We start from the raw sequence: 20,234 nt of genomic DNA, 5'->3' as shown, positions 1-20,234 counted from the left end.
GCATGGGGATCGGGAAACGTCGCAAGAAAGAGCGCGGAGACGGGAAACATGGAATCATGATCGATATCCAGCCTTTGGCTATTCTCAGGGAGGTTCGGCGCGCGGGAAGCATCACCCTGGCGGCGGAAGCGCTCTGTCTGACGCAATCTGCCGTCAGCCATGCCATTCGTCGCTTCGAGGAGCGGCATGGCGTCAGGGTTCTGGAGCGTGAGGGGCACAAGCTGCACTTCACACAGGCGGGAGAGTATCTGCTGGGGCTTGCCCAGCGGGTCCTGCCCCAACTCGAGCAGGGTGCGAGCGTACTTGAGGATTATGCTCGCGGCCGGTGCGGCTCGATCCGTATAGGGATGGAATGCCATCCCTGTCAGGAATGGTTGATGCAGGTGGTCGATCCCTTCCTTTCGGCCTGGCCGGATGTCGAGCTCGATGTAACCACGGCCTTCCAGTTCGGGGGGCTTTCCGCGCTTGTCGGTCGCGAGATCGATCTTCTCGTAACGCCCGATCCGACCATGCGCCCAGAACTGACCTTCGTTCCCGTCTTCGATTACGAGCTGGTTCTTGCCGTTGCGTCAGATCATCCTCTGGCGCGGAAAGATCACGCAAATCCTGAAGATCTCGCGACCGAGACCCTGATCACCTATCCGGTTTCGAAAGAGAGGCTGGATATCTACACGCAATTTCTGGTGCCCGCCAATACGGAGCCTTACCGGCACCGCACTGTCGAGACGACCGATCTGATGATGCGTCTGGTCGCTTCGCGGCGGGCAGTCAGCGCGACGCCGGACTGGCTGCTGCGCAAGGCGAAAGATGTGGCAGGCGTCAGAATCGGGAAGGGCATTTTCAAATCGATCCATCTGGGGCATCGCGCCGGAAAGACCCCGCCTTTTCTCGACGGGTTCATCCAGCTCGCCGCCGGGGTCGATATCTGACGCGCGCGGAGCGAAGACCTCTCTGGCATATATCGAGGCCCGGGTATCGAGGCCCGGGTGCCTTGGCCGACCGCGAGAACCGGCCACGGTATTTGCTCGAGCCTTCCTGTGCCCGGCAGGACGGGTTCGGATATTCCCGAGCAGCGCATTTCCCGCGCAGCTCATCCGCGAGCGTCCTTCCCGCACCTCCGGCTCACCCCGACGATGAAGACGCACCATGACGAGAAGTCATGGAAAGACGATATTTAATCATTTGTCTTCATGACTCCCCCTGCCGGATAACGGGCCCACCCCGCGCCTCGATATGCACCATGAAGCGCGAGACAGGATCCAGCAGAGGATTTGCGCTTTTCATGACCAGCGACTTCACGTTCACGCTCAAAAGCGTCCGGTTCGACCAGGATTACACGCCCGCGCCCGGCACAAGGCTGACGACAAATTTTGCCAATTTGGCCAGAGGAGAAGCCCGGGAAGAGAATTTGCGTGCGGTTCTGCGTATGATCGAAGGACGCCTCAACGATCTCGCGCGCTGGGACAATCCTGAAGGTCTCCGCTACGCGCTCGCGCTCGATATCGTATCCGTCGAGATGGCTGTCGCGGGTTCGGGCGCGCCCTTCCCTTCGATCGAGTTTCTCAGGACGACCATTCTCGACCGGGAGACGGGCAGAACTATCGAGGGAATCGCAGGAAATAATTTCTCCTCCTATCTGCGCGATTACGATTTCAGCGTGCTGCTGCCGACGCATAATCGTGAAGCGTCCGGTTTTTCCGTGCCGGAAAACTTTGGCGTATTGCATGGCAGGATGTTCCGGGCGTTCATCGCCTCCGATCTCTACAGGGCGCGCTTCCCGAAGCCGCCGGTCATCTGCCTGAGCGTTTCGGAAAACAGAACATATGTCCGCTCCCCCAACCGGCATCCGGCCCTCGGTGTCGAGTACGTCTGCGAAAATACTTCGCTCACAGAACGCTATTTCTCTGAAATGGGCATGCAGGCACGCTACTTCATGCCGCGCGGATGCGTCGCACCTCTGGCCTTCTATTTCTATGGAGACCTGCTGAACGACTACACCCTGCTCGAGCTCTTCGGCACGATCAGCACGATGGAAACGTTCCAGCGCATCTACCGGCCGGAAATCTACAATGCGCATGCAGCGGCCGCATCCCGCTACACGCCCAGCCTCGCCCAGCGGGATTATTCCGACACACGTATCGTCTACGACCGGGAGGAGCGCACGCGCCTCGCCCTCGAGCAGGGCCGGTTCGCTGCCGAGTATTTCGTTGCGCCGAATGCGCATCTGCTCGAGCGGCTGTCTTTCCGGGAGGCCGACCGCTGTCCCTCGCCCAGCCTCACACGTTCTGAAAGCCACATCTCATGATCAAGCTCCTCCCGACTTCGACGGCTGGCAGCCTCCCCAAGCCTTCCTGGCTCGCCGAGCCCGAAACTCTCTGGTCACCGTGGAAGATGGAGGGCGAGGCACTGATGGAGGCGCGGCAGGACGCCCTGCGCGTCTCGCTGCTCGAGCAACACAATGCAGGCATCGATATCGTCAGCGACGGCGAGCAGACGCGCCAGCATTTTGTGACCACCTTCATCGAACATCTGGCCGGTGTCGATTTCGAGAGGCGCGAGACCGTCACCATAAGGAACCGCTATCGGGCCAGCGTGCCGACCGTCATCGGTGCGGTGGCGCGTGAGACGCCGGTTTTCGTGGACGATGCCAGATTCCTGCGCACGCAAACCGATGCCCCGATCAAATGGGCCCTGCCCGGCCCCATGACCATGATCGATACGCTTCATGACACCCATTACAGGAGCCGGGAAAAACTCGCCTGGGAATTCGCCGCCATTCTCAATGCCGAGGCGAAGGAACTGGTGCGGGCCGGGGTGGATATCATCCAGTTCGACGAGCCAGCCTTCAATGTGTTTTTCGATGAGGTGAATGACTGGGGCATTGCCGCGCTCGAACGGGCCACCGAAGGGCTCGAGTGCCGTACCGCCGTCCATATCTGCTATGGCTATGGTATAAAGGCCAATACAGACTGGAAAAAGACCCTGGGTGATGAATGGCGCCAGTATGAGCGTATTTTCCCCGCACTGCAGGCCTCCAGTATCGATCTTGTGTCGCTGGAGTGCCAGAACTCCCATGTTCCCATGGAGCTGATCGAACTCCTCCGCGGGAAGAAGGTGATGGTCGGTGCCATAGATGTCGCAAGCAATCGTGTGGAGACTCCGGAAGAGGTGGCCGCCACCCTTCGGAAGGCCCTGAATTATGTCGATGCAGACGATCTTTATCCCTGCACCAATTGCGGTATGGCACCGCTCTCCCGCACCGTGGCCCGCGGCAAGCTCGCCGCGCTCGCGGCAGGCGCCGCGATCGTACGCCGGGACCTGACCGGCCTCTGACGAGACATCCCGCGCCTGACTGCCGATCCAGGCGCGGGATCCGTTTCGGCTTTCGAAGGGCGACCGCCCTTCTCCGTTGTTCAGCCTCCGTCCCTGGGCAGATCACGATGTTCGGGGAAATCCCTCAGGAACATTTCCTGACGGAATGAACAGATTCCGTCGAGCGCCGCCGGATCGAGCACCTCGATATGCTCGCGGCGCGCGACGATCGTCTTTGCGTCGCTCAGTTCGCGGATCATCCGGTTGATCGTCTGACGCGACATGGCCATGTTTTCCGCGATGATCATCTGCGAGACGGGAACCACGCGATTGGGCTTGCACAGCCCGCAATACCCGCTGACGGCGATGCTCAGAAACCAGGCGACTTTCTCGAGATTGCCGTAAACGGCCATCACGAACTGGAACTCCTCCAGAAGCGCATGAGAACGGGCCAGCAGCTCGAGTACCCCGCGCTGCAGTTCCGGGCTTCGTGCGAGACATGCCCGGATACCGTCAAGCGGCAGAATGAATACCTCCGAGATACTGCTTGCCCTGACATCGTATCGCGAGCGCGTATCGGCAACGAGCCATTCGACATGCCCCAGAAAGCCGGGGCCCATCACAGCCATGACGTGATTGCGCCCTTCCGACGACGAGCGCTCGGCCCAGAGAGATCCGCTCCGGACGATGGCGATATGAGTGATTGCCTGTCCCTGCCGGTACAGAAACTCGTCCTTCGACAGGGGGCGTATGGAGATATCCTCGCAAAGCTCCTTCTGTATCTCCGGGTCCAGAGACGCGAACCAGGGATTGAGGGTACAGATTTCCTCGATAATAGTCATAAGTTTTTCAGCCATCTCCCATACATCGTTCCCGATAACGCCTGCCTTCTGGAAGAGGCGGCGTTCGGGCCCGTTTTTTGTTTCTTCAAACAGGGGGGGGAGGCACGTGGTGGTGCTCGGGACAGGGATCGGCTTTGCGATCACCCTGCCTGTCCCTCATTGCCCGGCGCATTTTGCGCGATCGAGGCGGATCCGGATCGGCCCGAAACGCCCGATACCGGAGCAAGTCGAGACGGCCGATCCCGCCCCCTTCCGGATAGTTTCGGCGGAAGGGGGTGTTTCCGTTGATCCGGACAGGAGCCGGATCGGGCCGCGAGCCGATCAGGCGGCGAGAGTATCCGGCACTGCGCCATCCATGATCACGAGCGAGACGAGGCAGCATTCTCCATCGCTGTGAAGCCCGGGCAGCTCCGCCCGACCGCCGGTCCAGCGACAGGTGGTGTTCTCGTGATCGTGCCAGCCCTGCAGCGCTCCGCCCTCGAGATGTCTGGTATAGCTGACGGTCCTGGTCGGTGAAAAAAGATGGATCTCACCGACCAGAACGCCGAGCTCGCGCCTGTCATCGACATAAGGACCGATACTCTCACCCGGGACCACCGTCGTTGCCAGCAGGCTCAAACTGTGGACAGGACCCTCGAGCGAGAAAACCACGGTATTGCCACTGCGACGCAGCGGAGCGACCCGTCGTGCGCCATTCACGAGCAGGGCGATCTCCTGCGGTGCTCTCTGAACTGCGCGCTCCTCGCGACCGCCCGCGAGAGACATGAGCCTGCGGTGCAGGGGCTCGACGAAATCCCTGTCCGTACGCAGGGGATGACAGGAATCCCTGCCCCATTCCTGCACTTTCGAACCGGCTTTGCCGAGCCTGACATGACCCGTATCGAGGAAGGACTCCGACAACGCCCCGTTGGCATTGATGACGGAATGCTTTTCAAGCTCGATATGATACACATCGTAGCTCCCGCGCTCGGTATCGTGGGATATGGATATTCCATTGACCAGCATTCTGGCCGGTACGAACCCGCCCGAGAGAAAGAGACAATGCTCGGCTGTCACATGGAGATCCCTGAACGGAACCTCCGGCGCAAGCGCGTTGCGACGGATCACGACCGGCGCAGTGGCCAATGCGCGCCGGTCGGCAGGTTCGTCGCGCTCGATCCGGGTCTTGCCCGCCCAGAGAACACGACGCCCGATGCGACGATCGCCTTCGATCGCGAGCACGATATCCCCCGGGCGCAGGATTTCGACCGGCTTCATGCCGGTATCGGTCTCGATGAGCGTTCCTGCCAGATAGCACGGAGCCGGCCCGTCATACTGGATGCCGTAGTCGTTCGAACCCGTATAGGTTTTTACCTGATGAAACTGCGTGGGGTCGTATCCGAGCCCGATATCGATGTGCAGATAGACCAGACTTCCGGGTGCATTATAGGTCGCGAGCGTCAGAATGCCGGTCTGGGGATCGTAGGTGGCGTTGTCGGAATAGCCGCGCGAACCGAAATCGATGATATCGCCCCCGCCGAAACCGCGTATTGACAGACCCTTGACGTTGTCCTGCATCCCCACATTGAAAGCGATGTAGTTATTGCCGCCTGAGCAATTGATGCTGACGCCGTCGATCGAACCGTCGCCGTTCTTTGTGCCGAAACTGATCTGCGAGTTCTGGAGATTGATCGTCTGGGTTTGAACGTTGACGAATGAGGAATACCAGTAGCAATCCTGATTGCCGTACTGGTCTTTCGCAAGCGTCACATTCGTCAGGTTGATCGTTCCGAATCCGGTGATGCTGCTTGTGCCGTGCCAGTCGCCACTCCAGTTATACAGAGTGCAATTATTTATATCTATAGTTCCGTTATTGTAAGTCTTCCCGGCGATATTGAAGTATCCACTCGTGTCCCATGTGTTTCCGGAGTTGACGGTGCCCTGTTGCCCGCTTCCGTTGACCTCGACCTTACCGCCCTGGCCGATGATGGCTCCACGATAACTCGCGTCTCCCCATCCACCCAGAGAGACGCTCGCACCCGCCGCGAGATTGAAAATCAGCGTGCCGTCGACATTGAACGGATCGTTTTGCCCCGCAGTCCCTGCGACCCAGCATCCAGTGCAGTTGCTGTTCACATTGAACGTGTTCGTCTCGCCTTCCTTGGTCGTTCCGGAGCCGCTTTGTAAGCTCATCCAGAATGTCGTGTCCGTCACCTGCCTCATTCCTCCCGTTCAAGGTCGAAAAAGGATGTGCGAAGTGCCCCTGCGGCAGGATCGGATCCGGGGATCGCCCAACCCACCGACAAGCAAAATCGAACTCCGGTCTGGCTTCCAGATGCCTGGGAAGGCACGAACCGGATACCTCTTCGAGATTTTATCTTGGCATTTGCATGCCGGGACTCTGGCTCTCGCTTACGCAGCGGCCTTTACCCAGCCCTCGCAACGCCCCTGACGGTCCATCGCACATTTCGCGAGGACGTTCTGTCGCCTGCGCGACATAACATGTCAAAAATGAAGAACTTCGGAATGGGCTTATCGTGCGTAATAACCGCCAGGAAACCACGGTCTGAGCCGCTATACCGAACCCTGTTCGATCAAGCGGATTGCCGGATGGCCTCTTACTGCAAGATCAGGCGAGATGGCGTCTGACCACCTGTACGGCGAAGACGATACGGTAGCGGGTCCCCTGCCCGGATTCGATTTCGAGCGTGCCGTCGAGCTGCCGCGCGAAGCCACGCACGAGCTGAAGTCCGATACCCTCACGCTTTCCCATGACCGGAGAGGAATCGTCGAAACCCACCCCGTTATCCTCCAGCGTGAGGACCGCGTTGTCATCCGAGCGATGGAGCGAAACGCGAACGCGCCCCTCCCGCTCGTCGGGAAAGGCGTAACGCAGCGCATTGGTCAGGATCTCGGTGACGATCAGGGCAATAGGTACGGCCTGATCGGGCGTGACAGGCACCTGATCGACATCGAGCGAAAGACTGACGCGCCCCTTGTTGATCCTGTTGTTCGCCGTGAAGATCTGACTCGAGAGTTCCTCGAGAAACGCCCTGATATCGAGCGCGGAGAGCCCCCCCTCGGGATAGAGATAACGATGAAGGGTCGCGAGAGAACGCACCCGGTCGCGCACGAGGTGGAACTCCTCTTTCGCCTCCGGCAGACGAATGCGGTTCGCCTGGAGATTGAGGAGCGAGGCGACGATCTGCAGGTTGTTCTTGACGCGATGGTGAATCTCGCGAATCAGAAGATCCTGTTGCTTCGCCGCGCGCTGCAACCGGGCCTCGTGGCGATCCAGTCGGCGGGTTGCACGACTGAAGGCACGCTCCATCTGACGGATTTCGAGCGGTAACGCGCGCGGCAGATCGGGCTGGAAAACGCCATGGCGGCGCCAATCCGCGACACTCGAGGCAAGTTTCTCCAGCGGTTCGACCAGATAGCGTCTTGCCGCGAGGGCCACCAGAAGCAGCTCGATCATCAGGATCAGGACGATCAGCAGGACCCGCGCGAGAAAGAGATGCAATGCGCGCGTCTCTTCCTCACTCCTGCGCGAAACAGCGACGATACTGACGGGGCCATAGCCGGGTGCCAGCGTGTAATACGTCATGCCAAGCCGGAAACGATCCACACGCCGATGCGCCGAAAGATCGCGATCGAGCCGTGTCAGGGCCTCGGCCGACCAGGGGGTCGGCAGACCGGGATGCTGTGTGAGGGGGAGTGGCGTCGTGGAATGGCTGTAGAGCCAGAGATCCGTCAGACCTGCGCCGGGTCTCTCCTCGAAATGCCGGGCGGATCGAAAGCGGTCGTCGTCCAGACCGACCATCGGCTTGACGGAGACGAGAAGCCCGGGCGCGCGCCCGCCCTCGCCCGTGGTGTAGGTGATATCGAGCAGGGTCCGGATGTAAGGATGTCCGCCGAGAAACAATATGTCGGTGTGACTGGCCGGGTCTTCCTCTCTGGCACGGAGCGAATCCAGCGCGGCGTGGCGCGTCGATGCCTCGGACCCGCAGGACATGTCTCTCGCGCTGGTCTCGCCGGAGGAGGAGACGATTTTCCCCGAGCTGTCCAACAGGGCGATCAGGCAGAAGCGCTGCTGACTGACAGACTGGACCAGCTGGAACGCACGCTCGGCGATATCCTCGTGCAGCCCGATATCAGACAATGTCTCGAGTGCTGTGCGGGCCTGTTCGATCTCGCCGACAATCTCGTGCCGTGCGTCGATTGCATCGACTTGCGTGCGTTCGTATGCGTTATCCGATGTTGCGAGATAGGCGTGCCATGCAAGCCCTCCGGCCACGCTGGCCAGCGGCAGGGACGTGCAGATGATGAGCGCCATCACCCGTGATCCAACCGTATCGAACAGACCGGAGCGAAAACGCACTCCGCTTACGAGATCACGCCACCCCATGCAGCACTATTCCGAAGCGACGTCGGGAGATCCGCGCTCTTTCCTGAAATCGCAATGGGAAGCATATCCCGGGAATACAGCGTCAAGACGTACGATCGTCACGGTCCTCCTCGATGAGGCGCAGCAATTCCTCGGGAATAGGCTCGTTGGCGACATCGTCGAACAGCTGATGCAATCCCCTCTTCAGCCAGATATCGAACGGACTGTCGCTTTCCGGTGATGCCGATTTCGGTCGGGGCTTTTCGGGCGCGCCGTCCTTTCCCCCACTCATGCCATCACCTCAATGAAAGATCTCAACTCATGCACCCTTAACTAGTGGTATCGGCATGAGTTCCACTAACGAAATTTAATCATCTTATCTTGAAGCGAGACCCGCCACAAAACAAGAGCGGTGGAATGGACGCTGCCGCCCGTCCCCCGCTCATGTCTCGCTGCCAGCGCCCGGACTTTCCGACGGGTGGAACCGTCGCGCTCACACCCGACAGGAATTCCCCTTACAGGGAGTAAAGATCGTCTGTCTTGATCCCCTTGCGACGGCGATCGTCGAGCATCGAGCGCAGGGCGGCTACCTTGACCCGGAGCTTGTCATTGGCAGGCAGCTCGCCGGTCATCCACGCCTCAAGCTGGCGACGCGCCCGGAACACACGGCTTTTTGCCGTACCCACGGCACAGCCGGTCGCCTCGGCCAGAGCCTCATAGCTCATGCCCTGAACCACGACCATGACCAGAGCTTCGCGCTGATCGGACGGGAGACGGGACAGGGCGAGGGACAGATCCTTGAGCGCCAGGCTGTCCTCATGGGTCGCATTGCTTGCGAAGGAGGAAGCGGGCACATCCTCGATATCGGTCGTGTCGCGACGCTTGCGCAGATCGGAGATGAACCGGTTGCGCAGGATGCGATGCATCCAGGCAGAAAAATTCGTACCGGGGATGAAGCTGTCCTGTGCGGCGAGGGCATTGCAGACAGCGTCCTGAACCAGATCCTCGGCAGCGGAGCGGTTTCTCGTCAGGGAGAGCGCCTGAACACGCAGCTTGGGAAGAATCTGGATGACCTGGTCATGGAAGCTTGACATGCGAATATCCTTCTTCGCTCGGGGCTTTTCATCTGACCAATGAACCGGATCTCCGGACGGTTGCATCGAACTGAAATTTTTTGAACGTAATTTTTCACGCAGGCGAAATCCGGTGTCACATGAGTCAACCGAACGTGATGCCGCCTGACCCTGTGGCGGTCACTTGCGCGATTTCTGCAAGCCTGGAGCGGGCACGCGAGACACGGGCCTTCATGGTGCCGACGGGACAATCGCAGACGATCGCCGCCTCCTCGTAGCTCATCTCCTGCGCGCCTACGAGAATCAGGGCCTCACGCAGGAGATCGGGCAACTGCCAGAGCAGCGCCGAAAGATCGATGACCTGATCCCGCATCCCGCTGCTCTCCTGCCCGCTCTCCTCCGTCTCGAGGGAGATCGTAGAGAGGATCTCCGTTTCACGCACATGGCGACGTCTCTGCTCATAGAAGAGATTTCTGAGGATCGTGAAAAGCCAGGCTTTCAGATTCGTGCCGTCCACGAACTGGCTGCGGGATGCGAGCGCTCTCACCACCGTTTCCTGCACCAGATCGTCGGCGGCCGGAACGTCCCGTGTGAGATAGCGGGCAAAACCGCGCAGATCGACCAGATGTGCCGACAGCCCGCGCCGCACAGCATCGCCGGAGACCCGGTCCGCTCGGGCTTCGTCGCTGGGTCGCGGGCTCAGGGCTCGTTTCTCGCGGCGTGTTTCAAAGCATTCCTCTTTGCTGAACCCCGAAAAGATGCCATCGTGTCGACGCCTGTCGCGTTTATTGCGGGAATTAATTCGGAGCTTCGTTTTCAAATGGTCGATGCAGAGCGCCAAGACCTCATGCAAGCCTTGCCCTTTGCGCGACGTTTTGCAAGAGCCCTGGAGGGAAGTCAGTCGCAGGGCGATCAGCTGGTCGCACGCGCGATCCGCTCCCTCGCCTCGGGCGGATCCGGCTCGTCCGGGCATGATCTCGGAGCGCGGTTTCGCCTCTACAGGGCGATCATCGCGGCTTTCCGCAGCAGATTATCGGGCGATGAGCAAGGATCGTCGCTCAGCCTGACCCATCGTCTCGTCCTTCTTCTCACCTCACTCGAGGAGGTCCCTCTCCCGGCTGTGGCGCTCATACTCGATTGCACCGAGAGGGAGGTTCTGACCGAGATTGCGGCAGCCAATGAGGGCCTGCGCTCCGTTGCCGAGACCAGCGTCCTCATCATCGAGGATGAACCGATCATCGCGATGGATATCCAGGACGTCGTTCTGCAATGCGGTCATCATGTCGCCGGCGTTGCCTATACGGAGGCCGATGCGGTGCGTATCGCCAGGGAAACCCGGCCCGGTCTCATTCTTGCCGACATCAATCTCGGCGGCGGTGGAGATGGCATGCACGCCGTAGGGCGCATCATGAAGGACCATCAGGCTCCGGTCATTTTCGTCACGGCCTATCCGGAACGTCTCCTGACAGGCGAACAGGAGGAGCCATCCTTCATCATCACCAAGCCCTTCGAGCCGACGACCCTCGCAATCACGACCTATCAGGCGGTGACGGGCGGGTTGAAGGCATTCTGACTTGCATGTCCCGAGGGGCTGCGACACATAGGCGCAATGGCCGCTCCGATTCTTCATCTCCGCAATGTCGTTTACTCGCTGGGCGGACGCCCCCTCCTCGACGGGGCCGAGATCGGCGTTCAGCCGGGTGAGAAACTCTGTCTCGTCGGGCGCAACGGCTCGGGAAAATCGACCCTGCTGCGCATCGCCGCAGGCGAGATACGACCCGATTCCGGTGAGGTCTTCCTCCAGCCGGGGACACGGGTCGTCTATCTTCCCCAGGAGCCGGATCTCACACGGTTTGCCACGAGCTTCGATTATGTGGCGCAGGGGCTGCAGCCGGAAGAAGACTATCTCGCGCGCAGTCTTCTGAGCGAGCTGGGTCTCACCGGGGAGGAAAGCACCGCGACAATGTCGGGCGGAGAGGCCCGGCGCTGCGCGCTCGCTCACGCGCTCGCGGCGCGTCCGGATCTCCTCCTGCTGGACGAGCCGACGAATCATCTCGATCTGCCTACGATCACCTGGCTCGAGCGCGAACTTTCCGCGATGCGGGCCGCCATGATCGTCATCAGCCATGACCGGCGTCTTCTCGAGACCCTCTCCCGCGCTGTCGTCTGGCTCGAACAGGGCACCACCCGGCGCCTCGATCAGGGTTTTGCGAGGTTCGAGGACTGGCGCGAGGAGACCCTCGCGCTCGAGGAGCTCGCCGCGCACAAGCTCGACCGCGAAATCGCGCGGGAAGAAGACTGGATGCGCTACGGTGTCACAGCCCGGCGCAAGCGCAATGTCCGGCGCGTCGCCGAGCTTGCGGGGCTGAGAGCGAGACGCAAGGAAATCGCGGGCCAGTTCCGGGGTACGCTCAGGATGAGCGTCTCGGAAGCGGAAACCACCGGGAAACTGACCACGGTCGCCGAAGACGTCAGCAAGTCCTACGGTGACCGTACCGTCGTTCGCGCGCTCGACCTGCGTGTCCTCAGGGGGGATCGCCTCGGTATCGTGGGTGCGAACGGCATGGGCAAGACCACCCTGCTGCGCCTTCTGACGGGCGAGGAAACGCCCGATACGGGGCAGGTCCGGATCGGGCCCTCCACCTCCCTCGTCACGCTCGACCAGAGGCGGGCAAGCCTCGACCCTTCCGTGAGCCTCGCCGATACCCTGACGGGCGGCGCGGGCGACATGGTGCAGGTCGGAACGGAAAAGCGCCATGTCATCGGCTATATGAAGGATTTCCTGTTCCGTCCGGAACAGGCTCGAACGCCGGTCGGCGTGCTTTCGGGTGGCGAACGCGGGCGGCTCGCGCTCGCCTGCGCTCTTGCCCAGCCTTCCAATCTCCTCGTCCTCGACGAACCGACCAACGATCTCGATCTCGAGACGCTCGACCTCCTTCAGGAGATGCTCGACGATTACCCGGGCACCGTCATGCTCGTCAGTCACGATCGAGACTTCCTGGACCGCGTCGCCACCTCGGTACTCGTCGCCCAGGGCGATGGACGCTGGGTCGAATATGCCGGCGGATATAGCGACATGCTTGCCCAGACGCAGGGCGAAGCACCGGCCGAGCGCGCGTTGCCAAACGAAACGACGCAGGAAAACAATACTGCAAGATCAACGAGAACGAGCAGAAAGCTCAGCTACAAGGACAAGCTTGCCCTTGAGAAACTGCCTGCGGAAATCGCCCGCCTCGAGAAAGAGATCGAGACGACCAGAGCGGCCCTTTCGGACCCGACGCTGTACGCGAGCAACCCCTCCGAATTCACCCGCCTGAGCGAGACGCTCTCGAAGGCGGAAACCGGACTGGCCGCCGCCGAGGAGTCCTGGCTGGAACTCGAGATGAAGCGCGAATCCCTCGAAGCCACGATCTGAACCGCGGCTTGGGCTGAACCGCGGCTCGGAAGGCGCGGAGTGAAAACGCTGCGCCGCCTGCGCGCCCTCCGGGATCGGGCGCTTTTCCACGCTCCGGTATACGCCGCCCGATGACGTTGCTTCCGGCACCGGGCCGGGTGTCCCCGGGCATGAATTTCGCAGGCATGAATCTCGCAGGCAGGCCGTTCTGCTTTTCTTTCGTCTCCGGGCTATCCGGCTCCGCTATGCGGTGATGAGCCCGGAATGTTCCATCAGCATTCGCGACTGATCCATACTGGCCTTCACCCTGATCGCGGCATCCAGCGCGCGTATGCCGGCTTCGGCATCCACCAGAACGGGACCTCGTTCGAGGCAGGCGCGCGCAAAGGCCTCGTGCTCGGCAGCGAGGCAGTCGTTTTCGCTCCAGCGTAGCGCCTCGCGGCGGAAGCCGCCCGTGCCCGGCAGAGGCAGGCCGCGCTTGCGCCCGATCATGGTCAGTTCCTTCTGCATGAAATCGGCGGAGAGATATCCCTCCTCGGAGAAGACGCGCATCCGGCGCTCCGTCTTGAGCGATATGCGGCTTGCGGAAATGCTGGCGACACAGCCATTCTCGAAGCGCACCCGGGCATTCGAGATATCCTCATGCGCGCTCGAAACCGCGACGCCGATCGCATCGATGGACGCGATAGGAGAATCGACCAGTGAGAGCACGAGGTCGAGATCGTGGATCATGAGATCGAGAATGACCGAAACATCCGTGCCGCGCGGCTTGAACGGCGCGATTCTGGTCGCCTCGATATAGAGCGGCTTGCCGATCCGCTCCGAGATGGCCCTGTGCTCGGAGGAATAACGCAGGAGATGCCCCACCTGGAGGACACACCCCGTTTCCCGTGCGAGGGCAGCCAGTGAACGCGCCTCGTCCAGTGTGGCGGCAATCGGCTTTTCGACCAGCACGTGACGTCCTGCCCGAAGCGCCGCCGAGGCCGCCGGATAGTGATACTCGGCAGGGGTGGCGACAATCACGGCATCGACCGCGTCCACGAGGCTCTCCGGACTGGCTGCCACGTCGCAACCGGCCTCCTGCGCCACGAGACGCGCCCGCTCCCGATCGGGATCGTAAAGCGCCACGAGCTGCTCCCGTGCGCAGTCTCGCGCCTTGAGAGCATGGAACCGGCCGAAATGTCCGGCCCCGACAATTCCGACTTTCAGCATGGTTTTTGGAGCACTCGCATTACTGGGATCATGAATTTTGATGTAGCAGGGCCAAGAGGGAGGTTGCAACGCGCTGCGCCTGCCTGCATCTTCCCGCAGCCTGACCGCCCTGCGGTAGCTTCATATCCCCGGTCGTTACAAGAAGGACGCCGCACCGCTCGATGATGTACTATAGTCGGTCAACCATGATGGGTGTTCTGGGAGTCTGCCTCCTCGGGCTCCTTCTCTGCCTGCCCAATTTCATGAAGGCACCCGCAGCGAAACTCCCCTGGCGTCAGATTCATCTCGGTCTGGATCTGCGGGGCGGTTCCTATCTCCTGTTGCGCCTCGACCGGGAAAGCCTTGCGGCCGATCGGCTGCAAAGCCTCGAGGATCAGGTCAAGCAGGCGCTCATCGCAAAGGATCTCGGCTATCGCGCTTTCCGCAAGGATGCTGCGTCGCGCACGCTCAGCTTCCTCCCCCGCGATCCCGGGCAGGAGGCGCAGAGCCTCGCCGCTCTCTCCGCCCTGACGGGAAGCGGAAGCGACGTGACCGGCAAGGTCGATGACGGGCGGGTCGTTCTCACGCTCGAGGCGGCAGCCCTGCAGCAGCGCGCCCGGGAGGCCGTGACCCAGTCGATCGAGATCGTCCGGCGTCGTATCGACGGCACCGGTGCGGTCGATCCGGAAATCACCCGGCAGGGCGACGACCGGATCGTGGTGGAGCTTCCGGGTATCAGCGATCCGGAGCATATAAAGCGGCTCCTCGGAACGACGGCCAAGATGACCTTCCGCCTGCTCGCAAACGATACGGGCGGCTCCATCGCGCCACCGGGCGCGACGATGATGGAAGACGTCAGCACCCACGCCATGCTTCCCGTGCTCGATCATGTCGCGGTCGATGGAGCGGCCCTGACCAATGCCGCCGCCTCGATCGACCAGCAGACAGGCGAATGGGCCGTGACCTTCTCGTTCAACCGGGCGGGCGCGCGCGCCTTCGCGGAGACGACTAGTCAGAATGTCGGGCGACGCTTCGCGATCGTGCTCGACAACAAGGTGATCGAGGCGCCCGTGATCCGTACCCCGATCACGGGAGGCAACGGTCAGATCACAGGCAATTTCTCGGCTCAGACCGCAACGGATCTGGCCGTGATGCTTCGGGCCGGTGCGCTCCCTGCCCCGCTCGCCGTGATTGAACAGCGCTCCATCGGTCCCTCTCTCGGTGCGGACTCGATCCGCGCAGGCGCCATCAGCCTCGGTATCGGCTTCCTGCTGGTCATCGTCTTCATGGCCCTGTTCTACGGGCGGTTCGGCCTCTATGCGAACATCGCCCTTCTGGCCAATCTCGTTCTCATGACGGCGATCCTGTCCCTTTTCGAGGCGACGCTGACTTTGCCCGGCATGGCGGGCATGCTTCTGACCCTCGGCATGGCCGTCGATGCCAACATCCTGATCAACGAACGCATCCGCGAGGAGGTGGGCAGAGGGCGAACGCCGCTCGCCGCGATGCAGACGGGGTTCCAGAAGGCGTCCTCGACGATCATCGACAGCAACGCGACCGCGTTTCTGGCGCATGTCATGCTGTTCGTCTTCGGAACGGGACCGGTGCGCGGTTTCGCCCTGACCATCACGATCGGTATCGTGACCACCCTGTTCACCACCATGCTGCTGTCCCGCCTGCTGATGGTGCGCTGGTATGCCCTCACCCGTCCCACTGAACTGCCGGTCTGAAGCGATGCTCTCTCGTCCCCTTCTCCGCTTCGTCCGTGAGGACAAGCATATCCCCTTCATGCGCGGCCGCTATGCGGGTCTCGCGACCTCGGCGATTCTTTCGCTTCTCTCGGTCGTTCTGTTCTTCGTCCCGGGCCTGAAGCTGGGTCTCGACTTCCAGGGCGGAATCGTCGTCGAGGCGCAGACGAAAGGCCCCGCCGATTTCGACAAGCTCCGCCACGCCCTGACCGCGCATGGCATTTCCACCGCCGGATTGCAGAAATTCGGCGGCGATGACGATGTGCTCATCCAGCTCGACACGCCCGCTTCCGGCCCCGATCAGGAACAGGCAACCCAGTCGCTGGTCGACACGGTGCGCCATGCGGTGGTCGAAGCCCAGCCCGGAACCCAGGTGCTTCGTGCCGACGCGGTCGGCGCCTCGGTCTCGAGCGAGCTGTTCCGCAATGGCCTGCTGGCGCTGGGGCTGAGTCTTGCGATGATCCTCGTCTATATCTGGATACGCTTCGAATGGGAGTTCGCGGTGAGTGCCGTCATCACTCTGGTGCTCGACCTCACGAAAACAGTCGGCTTTCTGGCCATCACACGGTTCCAGTTCGACCTCGTGATGGTGGCTGCGATCCTCACCATTCTCGGCTACTCGACGAATGACAAGGTCGTGGTCTATGACCGCGTGCGCGAGAATCTCCGCAAATATCGCACGATGCCTCTGCGCGAGCTTCTCGACCGCTCCATCAACGAGACGCTGAACCGGACGCTCGGCACATCCTCGACCGTATTTCTCGCAGCCCTTCCGCTTGCGATCTTCGGCGGACACAGCCTGTCCGGTTTCGCGACGGTCATGCTGTTTGGCATTGTCGTCGGGACATCGTCCTCGATCTTCATTGCCGCCCCGCTTCTGCTTCTGATCGGAGAGAAGCGCCTGCGCCGCAATGGCGGACAGAGCGCCTGACGACAGGGCTGTTCGCGCGACACGTCTCCCGCGTTACGTTCACCCCGGATCCCAAGGCGATCCGGGGTGTCGCCCGTCCGCCGGGGCGCGCTCGATACACCCCCGGCGTCTATACGCCTTACCGGATCCGCTGCGGTTGAGGCGATAGCGCACCCCGTGCCGGTCGATCGGTGGCCGGCACGCCCTCTACGCTGGTCGAGAAATCGAGAATCCGGGCTATGCCCTCATCGGCCAGACGATAATTCGCCCGCGTCGGCGCGGCGGCGGCACGGCGGATCGAAATCCATGTATTATGATCGACAGCGATCAGGCGGGCGATATCCGCACGGTTTGCATCGTGACGCAGGATACGGCTGATCAGTCCGTGTTCCGCCATCCCGTTGGCAATGGCATAGCTGGTCAGAAGCACACTCGGGGAGCGGTTCTCCATCACCCCCCCGCCACCCTTGCCGGCGCAACCGGTCAAGAGGGTCAGAGCAGTCAGGATACAGGGCAACAAAAAAGGGCGCATGAGATGATCATGCGCCCTGCCCGTCCTCGCGCCAAGATGGCGCGACCGGTGCCGCTTCATTTCGGGTCCTTCGCCATGATATCGCGAATCTCCGTGAGGAGGACTTCCGTCTTCGTCGGAGCCGGAGGAGCGGCTGGCTTGGCCTCCTGCTTGCGCTGGAAGCGCGAGATGATCTTGATCAGCCAGAAAATCGCGAAGGCGACGATCAGGAACTGGATGACGGCATTCAGGAAGACGCCGATATTGACGGTGACGGCTCCCGCTTTCTGCGCCTCCGCCAGCGTCGGCAATACGGGGCCCTTGAGCGTGACGAAGATGTTGGAGAAATCGATCCCGCCGGTCAGAAGCCCGATACCCGGCGTCAGGATATCCTTGACGAGGCTCGTTACGATCGAGGTGAACGCCGCACCTACGATGATACCGACCGCCATATCGATGACGTTGCCGCGCATGATGAATTTCTGGAATTCCGTTACCCAGCCCGGCGTGTGCAGCTTTGATCGAAGGTCGGACATCGTCGGTAATTTCCTTGTTTTCTGGTCTTGTTCGGTGTGCGGTTGCGTGTGTCGCGCCCCGGATCGGGCAGGCGCATGCGAGCCTTCACATGCGGCGACGGTTCTGATGGCCCGGCCCGCGCAATGCGACGAGGCAGTGTCCGGCAACCGGGCGAAGCGGGTATCGGCGCCAGTATCATGGCGCGAAGGTTACGCTCGGGTTGAGAAAACCCGACCCGGTCAAAAGTTTCTGCGTTTTTATCGTTTCCCTTCCGCGATCTTTCCGATATGACCGCGCCATCCGCTCCGGTCGGCATCGGAGCATCCCAGCAAGGACAGTTCTCATGAAATCCGGCATTCATCCCGAATACCACGAAATCACGATCATCATGACCGATGGCACCGAGTTCACCACGCGCTCCTGCTACGGCAAGGCTGGCGATACGCTCCGCCTCGATGTCGATCCGAAGTCGCACCCCGCATGGACCGGCGTGCAGCGCATGCTCGATACGGGCGGCCAGGTCGCGAAGTTCAACAAGCGCTTCGCCGGAATCGGTTCGCGCGCGGCCAAGAAGTAAAAACCGCCAGACCTCCTTCTCCGGTCCTTGTCTGGACCGGGAACGATCCTAAATGAATTTCATGTCACGATGCCCCAGGGGTCATGACATGACACTCAGGCGCTGCGTCTGCCCATTCGGAGACGAGGCGCCGGATCTGCCTTTGAAGGAGGTTCACCATGTCCTACGATTTCGCACCGCTTCTTCGCTCGGCCATCGGCTTCGACCGACTGGCACGCCTCGTCGATGATGCCGTGACCAATGCGCCCGCTCATGCGAGCTATCCCCCCTACAATATCGAAAAAGCCCCGGACGAGACCTATCGCCTGACCATGGCGCTGGCCGGTTTCGGTCCCGACGATGTCGATGTCTATCTCGCCGAGAACCAGCTCGTCATCAAGGGGAGCGTTCCCCGCGCGATTGGCGACACCGAGGTGCTCCATCGCGGGATTGCGACGCGCGCCTTCGAGCGACGCTTCGCCCTTGCCGATCATATCGAGGTCACGGGCGCGGAAATGGATAACGGTCTTCTCACCGTATCCGTGCGTCAACTTACGCCCGAGGCGCTCAAGCCGAGACGGATCCCCATTGCGACGGGTCGTGCCTCACCCGCAACGCCGCACGCGCCACCCCCGGAGCACCGCCCTCACGGCCAGGGTCTCGATCGCGCCGCCTGATGCGTCGGCCTCCCGGTCCGGGTTCCCCGGGCCGGAAGCTCGCGCCAGGTCTTCGGGCAAGTCTGGCGGGCCGGTTCCCCGGGCCGATCCTGCCGGGTCAGGGTGGTTTTTTGCGCGAGGGGCTTGACCCCTCCCGCTCGCTCGGACCATATCTCATGGCAGCTTTGCAATGCATCCAGCAGGTGCCGCGCAGATCTCCCGGCTTCCTTTCCGGGTCGACAAGTCAATCGGTGCCTGCTGGAGCGCTGCTCCCCTCGCAGGATAGACCGAACATGACCTTGCCGCTGATGCCGAAAGCCACTGCAGTCTGGCTTATCGACAAAACCGCCCTCACCTTCACACAGATCGCCGAATTCTGCGGCATGCATCCGCTCGAGGTCCAGGCAATTGCCGATGGTGAGGTCGCTGCGGGTATCAACGGATACGATCCGGTCAAGAACAACCAGCTCACGCAGGAGCAGATCACGCGTTGTGAAGGCAACCCGGAGCTGCGCCTCAAGCTTTCCGCAAAGGCCAACCCGGTCGCGCGGCGCGCCAAGGGTGCACGCTACACGCCGATCGCCCGGCGCAACGACCGTCCCGATGCCATCGCCTTCGTTCTGCGTCAGTTTCCCCAGCTTTCCGAGCTGCAGATCATCAAGCTTCTGGGCACGACCAAGGACACCATCGCCAAGGTGAGAGACCGCCAGCACTGGAACAGCGCGAACATCAAGCCGCGCGATCCGGTCATTCTCGGCCTGTGCAGCCAGACCGATCTCAATGCCGCCGTCCATACCGCCAATGAACGCCTCGCCCGCGAAGGCCATGCGGTTCCCGTCGTGGCAGAACCCGCGGATCTCGACGAAGGCGAAATCTGAGACGGATATGGCTCCCGCCCCGGCGCTGCTGTAAGAACAGTCGATCGCCGGTGGCGCCTATTGAAGCGGGATGATTCTGAATGCTCGTCGATCAACAAATCATGCTTCGCCGATTGCATGAGCTCCGCAGCGAGCACAGGGATCTCGATACCGTTATCGATCGACTGGTTCTGCATCCGCTGAACCAGTTGCAACTTCAGCGGCTCAAGAAAAGAAAACTCCTCCTCAAGGACGAGATCAATTTTCTCGAAAACCGCCTCATTCCGGACGACATAGCCTGA

20 protein-coding genes are annotated in these 20,234 nt (G+C 61.4%); 11 read left to right on the top strand and 9 right to left on the bottom strand.

The annotated features are described in order from the left end of the window. The first annotated feature begins 56 nt into the window (after positions 1 to 56). The 3 genes from SSA02_RS04690 to SSA02_RS04680 all read left to right on the top strand — a co-directional run bounded on the left by SSA02_RS04690 (position 57) and on the right by SSA02_RS04680 (position 3,333). Positions 57 to 929 (top strand): LysR family transcriptional regulator, encoded by an 873-nt coding sequence (locus tag SSA02_RS04690; RefSeq protein WP_147092802.1) that lies wholly within the window; start codon positions 57 to 59, stop codon positions 927 to 929. Between the two features lie 353 nt (positions 930 to 1,282). After that, complete coding sequence (locus SSA02_RS04685) at positions 1,283 to 2,305, top strand: putative oxygenase MesX (RefSeq protein ID WP_147092801.1); 1,023 nt, start codon at positions 1,283 to 1,285, stop codon at positions 2,303 to 2,305. Beyond that, positions 2,302 to 3,333 carry a methionine synthase gene (locus SSA02_RS04680; protein WP_147092800.1) on the top strand — a complete coding sequence of 344 codons (1,032 nt, stop codon included), beginning with the start codon at positions 2,302 to 2,304 and terminating at the stop codon, positions 3,331 to 3,333. The genes SSA02_RS04685 and SSA02_RS04680 overlap by 4 nt, the downstream gene beginning before the upstream one ends. A gap of 80 nt (positions 3,334 to 3,413) precedes the next feature. Here SSA02_RS04680 and SSA02_RS04675 read toward each other — a convergent pair whose 3' ends face one another. The 6 genes from SSA02_RS04675 to SSA02_RS04650 all read right to left on the bottom strand — a co-directional run bounded on the left by SSA02_RS04675 (position 3,414) and on the right by SSA02_RS04650 (position 10,242). Continuing rightward, complete coding sequence (locus tag SSA02_RS04675) at positions 3,414 to 4,169, bottom strand: Crp/Fnr family transcriptional regulator (RefSeq protein WP_147092799.1); 756 nt, start codon at positions 4,167 to 4,169, stop codon at positions 3,414 to 3,416. Positions 4,170 to 4,475: 306 nt separating this feature from the next. Continuing rightward, positions 4,476 to 6,347, bottom strand: a complete 1,872-nt coding sequence (locus SSA02_RS04670; protein WP_186807678.1) for a Hint domain-containing protein — start codon at positions 6,345 to 6,347, stop codon at positions 4,476 to 4,478. Positions 6,348 to 6,762: 415 nt separating this feature from the next. Continuing rightward, on the bottom strand, positions 6,763 to 8,469 hold the full coding sequence (locus SSA02_RS04665) for a sensor histidine kinase (RefSeq protein WP_186807677.1): 1,707 nt from the start codon (positions 8,467 to 8,469) through the stop codon (positions 6,763 to 6,765). 154 nt (positions 8,470 to 8,623) lie between these two features. After that, complete coding sequence (locus SSA02_RS04660) at positions 8,624 to 8,812, bottom strand: NepR family anti-sigma factor (RefSeq protein ID WP_147092796.1); 189 nt, start codon at positions 8,810 to 8,812, stop codon at positions 8,624 to 8,626. A gap of 223 nt (positions 8,813 to 9,035) precedes the next feature. Continuing rightward, on the bottom strand, positions 9,036 to 9,614 hold the full coding sequence (locus SSA02_RS04655; RefSeq protein ID WP_147092795.1) for a sigma-70 family RNA polymerase sigma factor: 579 nt from the start codon (positions 9,612 to 9,614) through the stop codon (positions 9,036 to 9,038). 124 nt (positions 9,615 to 9,738) lie between these two features. Continuing rightward, positions 9,739 to 10,242: a sigma-70 family RNA polymerase sigma factor gene (locus SSA02_RS04650; RefSeq protein WP_246103638.1), complete on the bottom strand. Its 504-nt coding sequence runs from the start codon at positions 10,240 to 10,242 to the stop codon at positions 9,739 to 9,741. 171 nt (positions 10,243 to 10,413) lie between these two features. Here SSA02_RS04650 and SSA02_RS04645 point away from each other — a divergent pair, with 171 nt between their 5' ends. Further along, positions 10,414 to 11,166 carry a PhyR family response regulator anti-anti-sigma factor gene (locus tag SSA02_RS04645; protein WP_147092794.1) on the top strand — a complete coding sequence of 251 codons (753 nt, stop codon included), beginning with the start codon at positions 10,414 to 10,416 and terminating at the stop codon, positions 11,164 to 11,166. Positions 11,167 to 11,202: 36 nt separating this feature from the next. Then, on the top strand, positions 11,203 to 13,008 hold the full coding sequence (locus SSA02_RS04640; protein WP_147092793.1) for an ABC-F family ATP-binding cassette domain-containing protein: 1,806 nt from the start codon (positions 11,203 to 11,205) through the stop codon (positions 13,006 to 13,008). A gap of 222 nt (positions 13,009 to 13,230) precedes the next feature. On the opposite strand, the gene SSA02_RS04635 is transcribed toward SSA02_RS04640, so the two are convergent. Next, the gene (locus SSA02_RS04635; RefSeq protein ID WP_147092792.1) at positions 13,231 to 14,199 is read right to left on the bottom strand and encodes a Gfo/Idh/MocA family protein; all 969 of its coding nucleotides are present in this window, start codon (positions 14,197 to 14,199) and stop codon (positions 13,231 to 13,233) included. Between the two features lie 164 nt (positions 14,200 to 14,363). On the opposite strand from SSA02_RS04635, the gene secD reads away from it, so the two are divergent. Together secD and secF are read left to right on the top strand one after the other, a co-directional pair. Beyond that, positions 14,364 to 15,908 carry a protein translocase subunit SecD gene (secD, locus tag SSA02_RS04630; protein WP_147093366.1) on the top strand — a complete coding sequence of 515 codons (1,545 nt, stop codon included), beginning with the start codon at positions 14,364 to 14,366 and terminating at the stop codon, positions 15,906 to 15,908. Positions 15,909 to 15,912: 4 nt separating this feature from the next. Then, complete coding sequence (secF, locus tag SSA02_RS04625; RefSeq protein WP_147092791.1) at positions 15,913 to 16,857, top strand: protein translocase subunit SecF; 945 nt, start codon at positions 15,913 to 15,915, stop codon at positions 16,855 to 16,857. Between the two features lie 118 nt (positions 16,858 to 16,975). Here the strand turns inward: secF and SSA02_RS04620 are convergent, their stop codons facing one another. Both SSA02_RS04620 and mscL read right to left on the bottom strand, forming a co-directional pair. Then, the gene (locus SSA02_RS04620) at positions 16,976 to 17,368 is read right to left on the bottom strand and encodes a hypothetical protein (RefSeq protein WP_147092790.1); all 393 of its coding nucleotides are present in this window, start codon (positions 17,366 to 17,368) and stop codon (positions 16,976 to 16,978) included. Positions 17,369 to 17,424: 56 nt separating this feature from the next. Continuing rightward, positions 17,425 to 17,883 (bottom strand): large-conductance mechanosensitive channel protein MscL, encoded by a 459-nt coding sequence (mscL, locus tag SSA02_RS04615; protein WP_147092789.1) that lies wholly within the window; start codon positions 17,881 to 17,883, stop codon positions 17,425 to 17,427. A gap of 323 nt (positions 17,884 to 18,206) precedes the next feature. Between mscL and rpmE the strand changes: the two genes are divergently transcribed. From rpmE to SSA02_RS04595, 4 genes are all read left to right on the top strand, one after another. Then, positions 18,207 to 18,440: a 50S ribosomal protein L31 gene (gene rpmE, locus SSA02_RS04610; RefSeq protein ID WP_147092788.1), complete on the top strand. Its 234-nt coding sequence runs from the start codon at positions 18,207 to 18,209 to the stop codon at positions 18,438 to 18,440. Positions 18,441 to 18,598: 158 nt separating this feature from the next. After that, the gene (locus SSA02_RS04605) at positions 18,599 to 19,096 is read left to right on the top strand and encodes an Hsp20 family protein (protein WP_147092787.1); all 498 of its coding nucleotides are present in this window, start codon (positions 18,599 to 18,601) and stop codon (positions 19,094 to 19,096) included. A gap of 272 nt (positions 19,097 to 19,368) precedes the next feature. After that, positions 19,369 to 19,953, top strand: coding sequence for a DUF1013 domain-containing protein (locus SSA02_RS04600; RefSeq protein WP_147092786.1), 585 nt, complete (start codon positions 19,369 to 19,371; stop codon positions 19,951 to 19,953). An 80-nt stretch (positions 19,954 to 20,033) separates the two neighbouring features. Continuing rightward, entirely contained in the window at positions 20,034 to 20,234 is a 201-nt protein-coding gene (locus tag SSA02_RS04595) for a DUF465 domain-containing protein (protein ID WP_147092785.1), read from the top strand.

Source organism: Swaminathania salitolerans, from assembly GCF_007988945.1.
In the GTDB taxonomy this organism is placed as follows: domain Bacteria; phylum Pseudomonadota; class Alphaproteobacteria; order Acetobacterales; family Acetobacteraceae; genus Swaminathania; species Swaminathania salitolerans.
The sequence above is the reverse complement of the archived record's forward strand: the minus strand, read 5'-3'. Positions and strand labels throughout refer to the sequence as shown.

Bases quoted from the DNA above. Each gene is read 5' to 3' on its own strand.
- SSA02_RS04620 (WP_147092790.1), bottom strand. From the start codon at position 17,368: ATGCGCCCTTTTTTGTTGCCCTGTATCCTGACTGCTCTGACCCTCTTG.
- SSA02_RS04655 (WP_147092795.1), bottom strand. From the start codon at position 9,614: ATGTCAAGCTTCCATGACCAGGTCATCCAGATTCTTCCCAAGCTGCGT.
- SSA02_RS04675 (WP_147092799.1), bottom strand. From the start codon at position 4,169: ATGGCTGAAAAACTTATGACTATTATCGAGGAAATCTGTACCCTCAAT.
- rpmE (WP_147092788.1), top strand. From the start codon at position 18,207: ATGAAATCCGGCATTCATCCCGAATACCACGAAATCACGATCATCATG.
- mscL (WP_147092789.1), bottom strand. From the start codon at position 17,883: ATGTCCGACCTTCGATCAAAGCTGCACACGCCGGGCTGGGTAACGGAA.
- SSA02_RS04600 (WP_147092786.1), top strand. From the start codon at position 19,369: ATGACCTTGCCGCTGATGCCGAAAGCCACTGCAGTCTGGCTTATCGAC.
- SSA02_RS04680 (WP_147092800.1), top strand. From the start codon at position 2,302: ATGATCAAGCTCCTCCCGACTTCGACGGCTGGCAGCCTCCCCAAGCCT.
- SSA02_RS04645 (WP_147092794.1), top strand. From the start codon at position 10,414: ATGGTCGATGCAGAGCGCCAAGACCTCATGCAAGCCTTGCCCTTTGCG.
- SSA02_RS04660 (WP_147092796.1), bottom strand. From the start codon at position 8,812: ATGAGTGGGGGAAAGGACGGCGCGCCCGAAAAGCCCCGACCGAAATCG.
- SSA02_RS04595 (WP_147092785.1), top strand. From the start codon at position 20,034: ATGCTCGTCGATCAACAAATCATGCTTCGCCGATTGCATGAGCTCCGC.
- SSA02_RS04685 (WP_147092801.1), top strand. From the start codon at position 1,283: ATGACCAGCGACTTCACGTTCACGCTCAAAAGCGTCCGGTTCGACCAG.
- SSA02_RS04605 (WP_147092787.1), top strand. From the start codon at position 18,599: ATGTCCTACGATTTCGCACCGCTTCTTCGCTCGGCCATCGGCTTCGAC.
- SSA02_RS04640 (WP_147092793.1), top strand. From the start codon at position 11,203: ATGGCCGCTCCGATTCTTCATCTCCGCAATGTCGTTTACTCGCTGGGC.
- SSA02_RS04635 (WP_147092792.1), bottom strand. From the start codon at position 14,199: ATGCTGAAAGTCGGAATTGTCGGGGCCGGACATTTCGGCCGGTTCCAT.
- SSA02_RS04690 (WP_147092802.1), top strand. From the start codon at position 57: ATGATCGATATCCAGCCTTTGGCTATTCTCAGGGAGGTTCGGCGCGCG.
- secF (WP_147092791.1), top strand. From the start codon at position 15,913: ATGCTCTCTCGTCCCCTTCTCCGCTTCGTCCGTGAGGACAAGCATATC.
- SSA02_RS04665 (WP_186807677.1), bottom strand. From the start codon at position 8,469: ATGGCGCTCATCATCTGCACGTCCCTGCCGCTGGCCAGCGTGGCCGGA.
- secD (WP_147093366.1), top strand. From the start codon at position 14,364: ATGTACTATAGTCGGTCAACCATGATGGGTGTTCTGGGAGTCTGCCTC.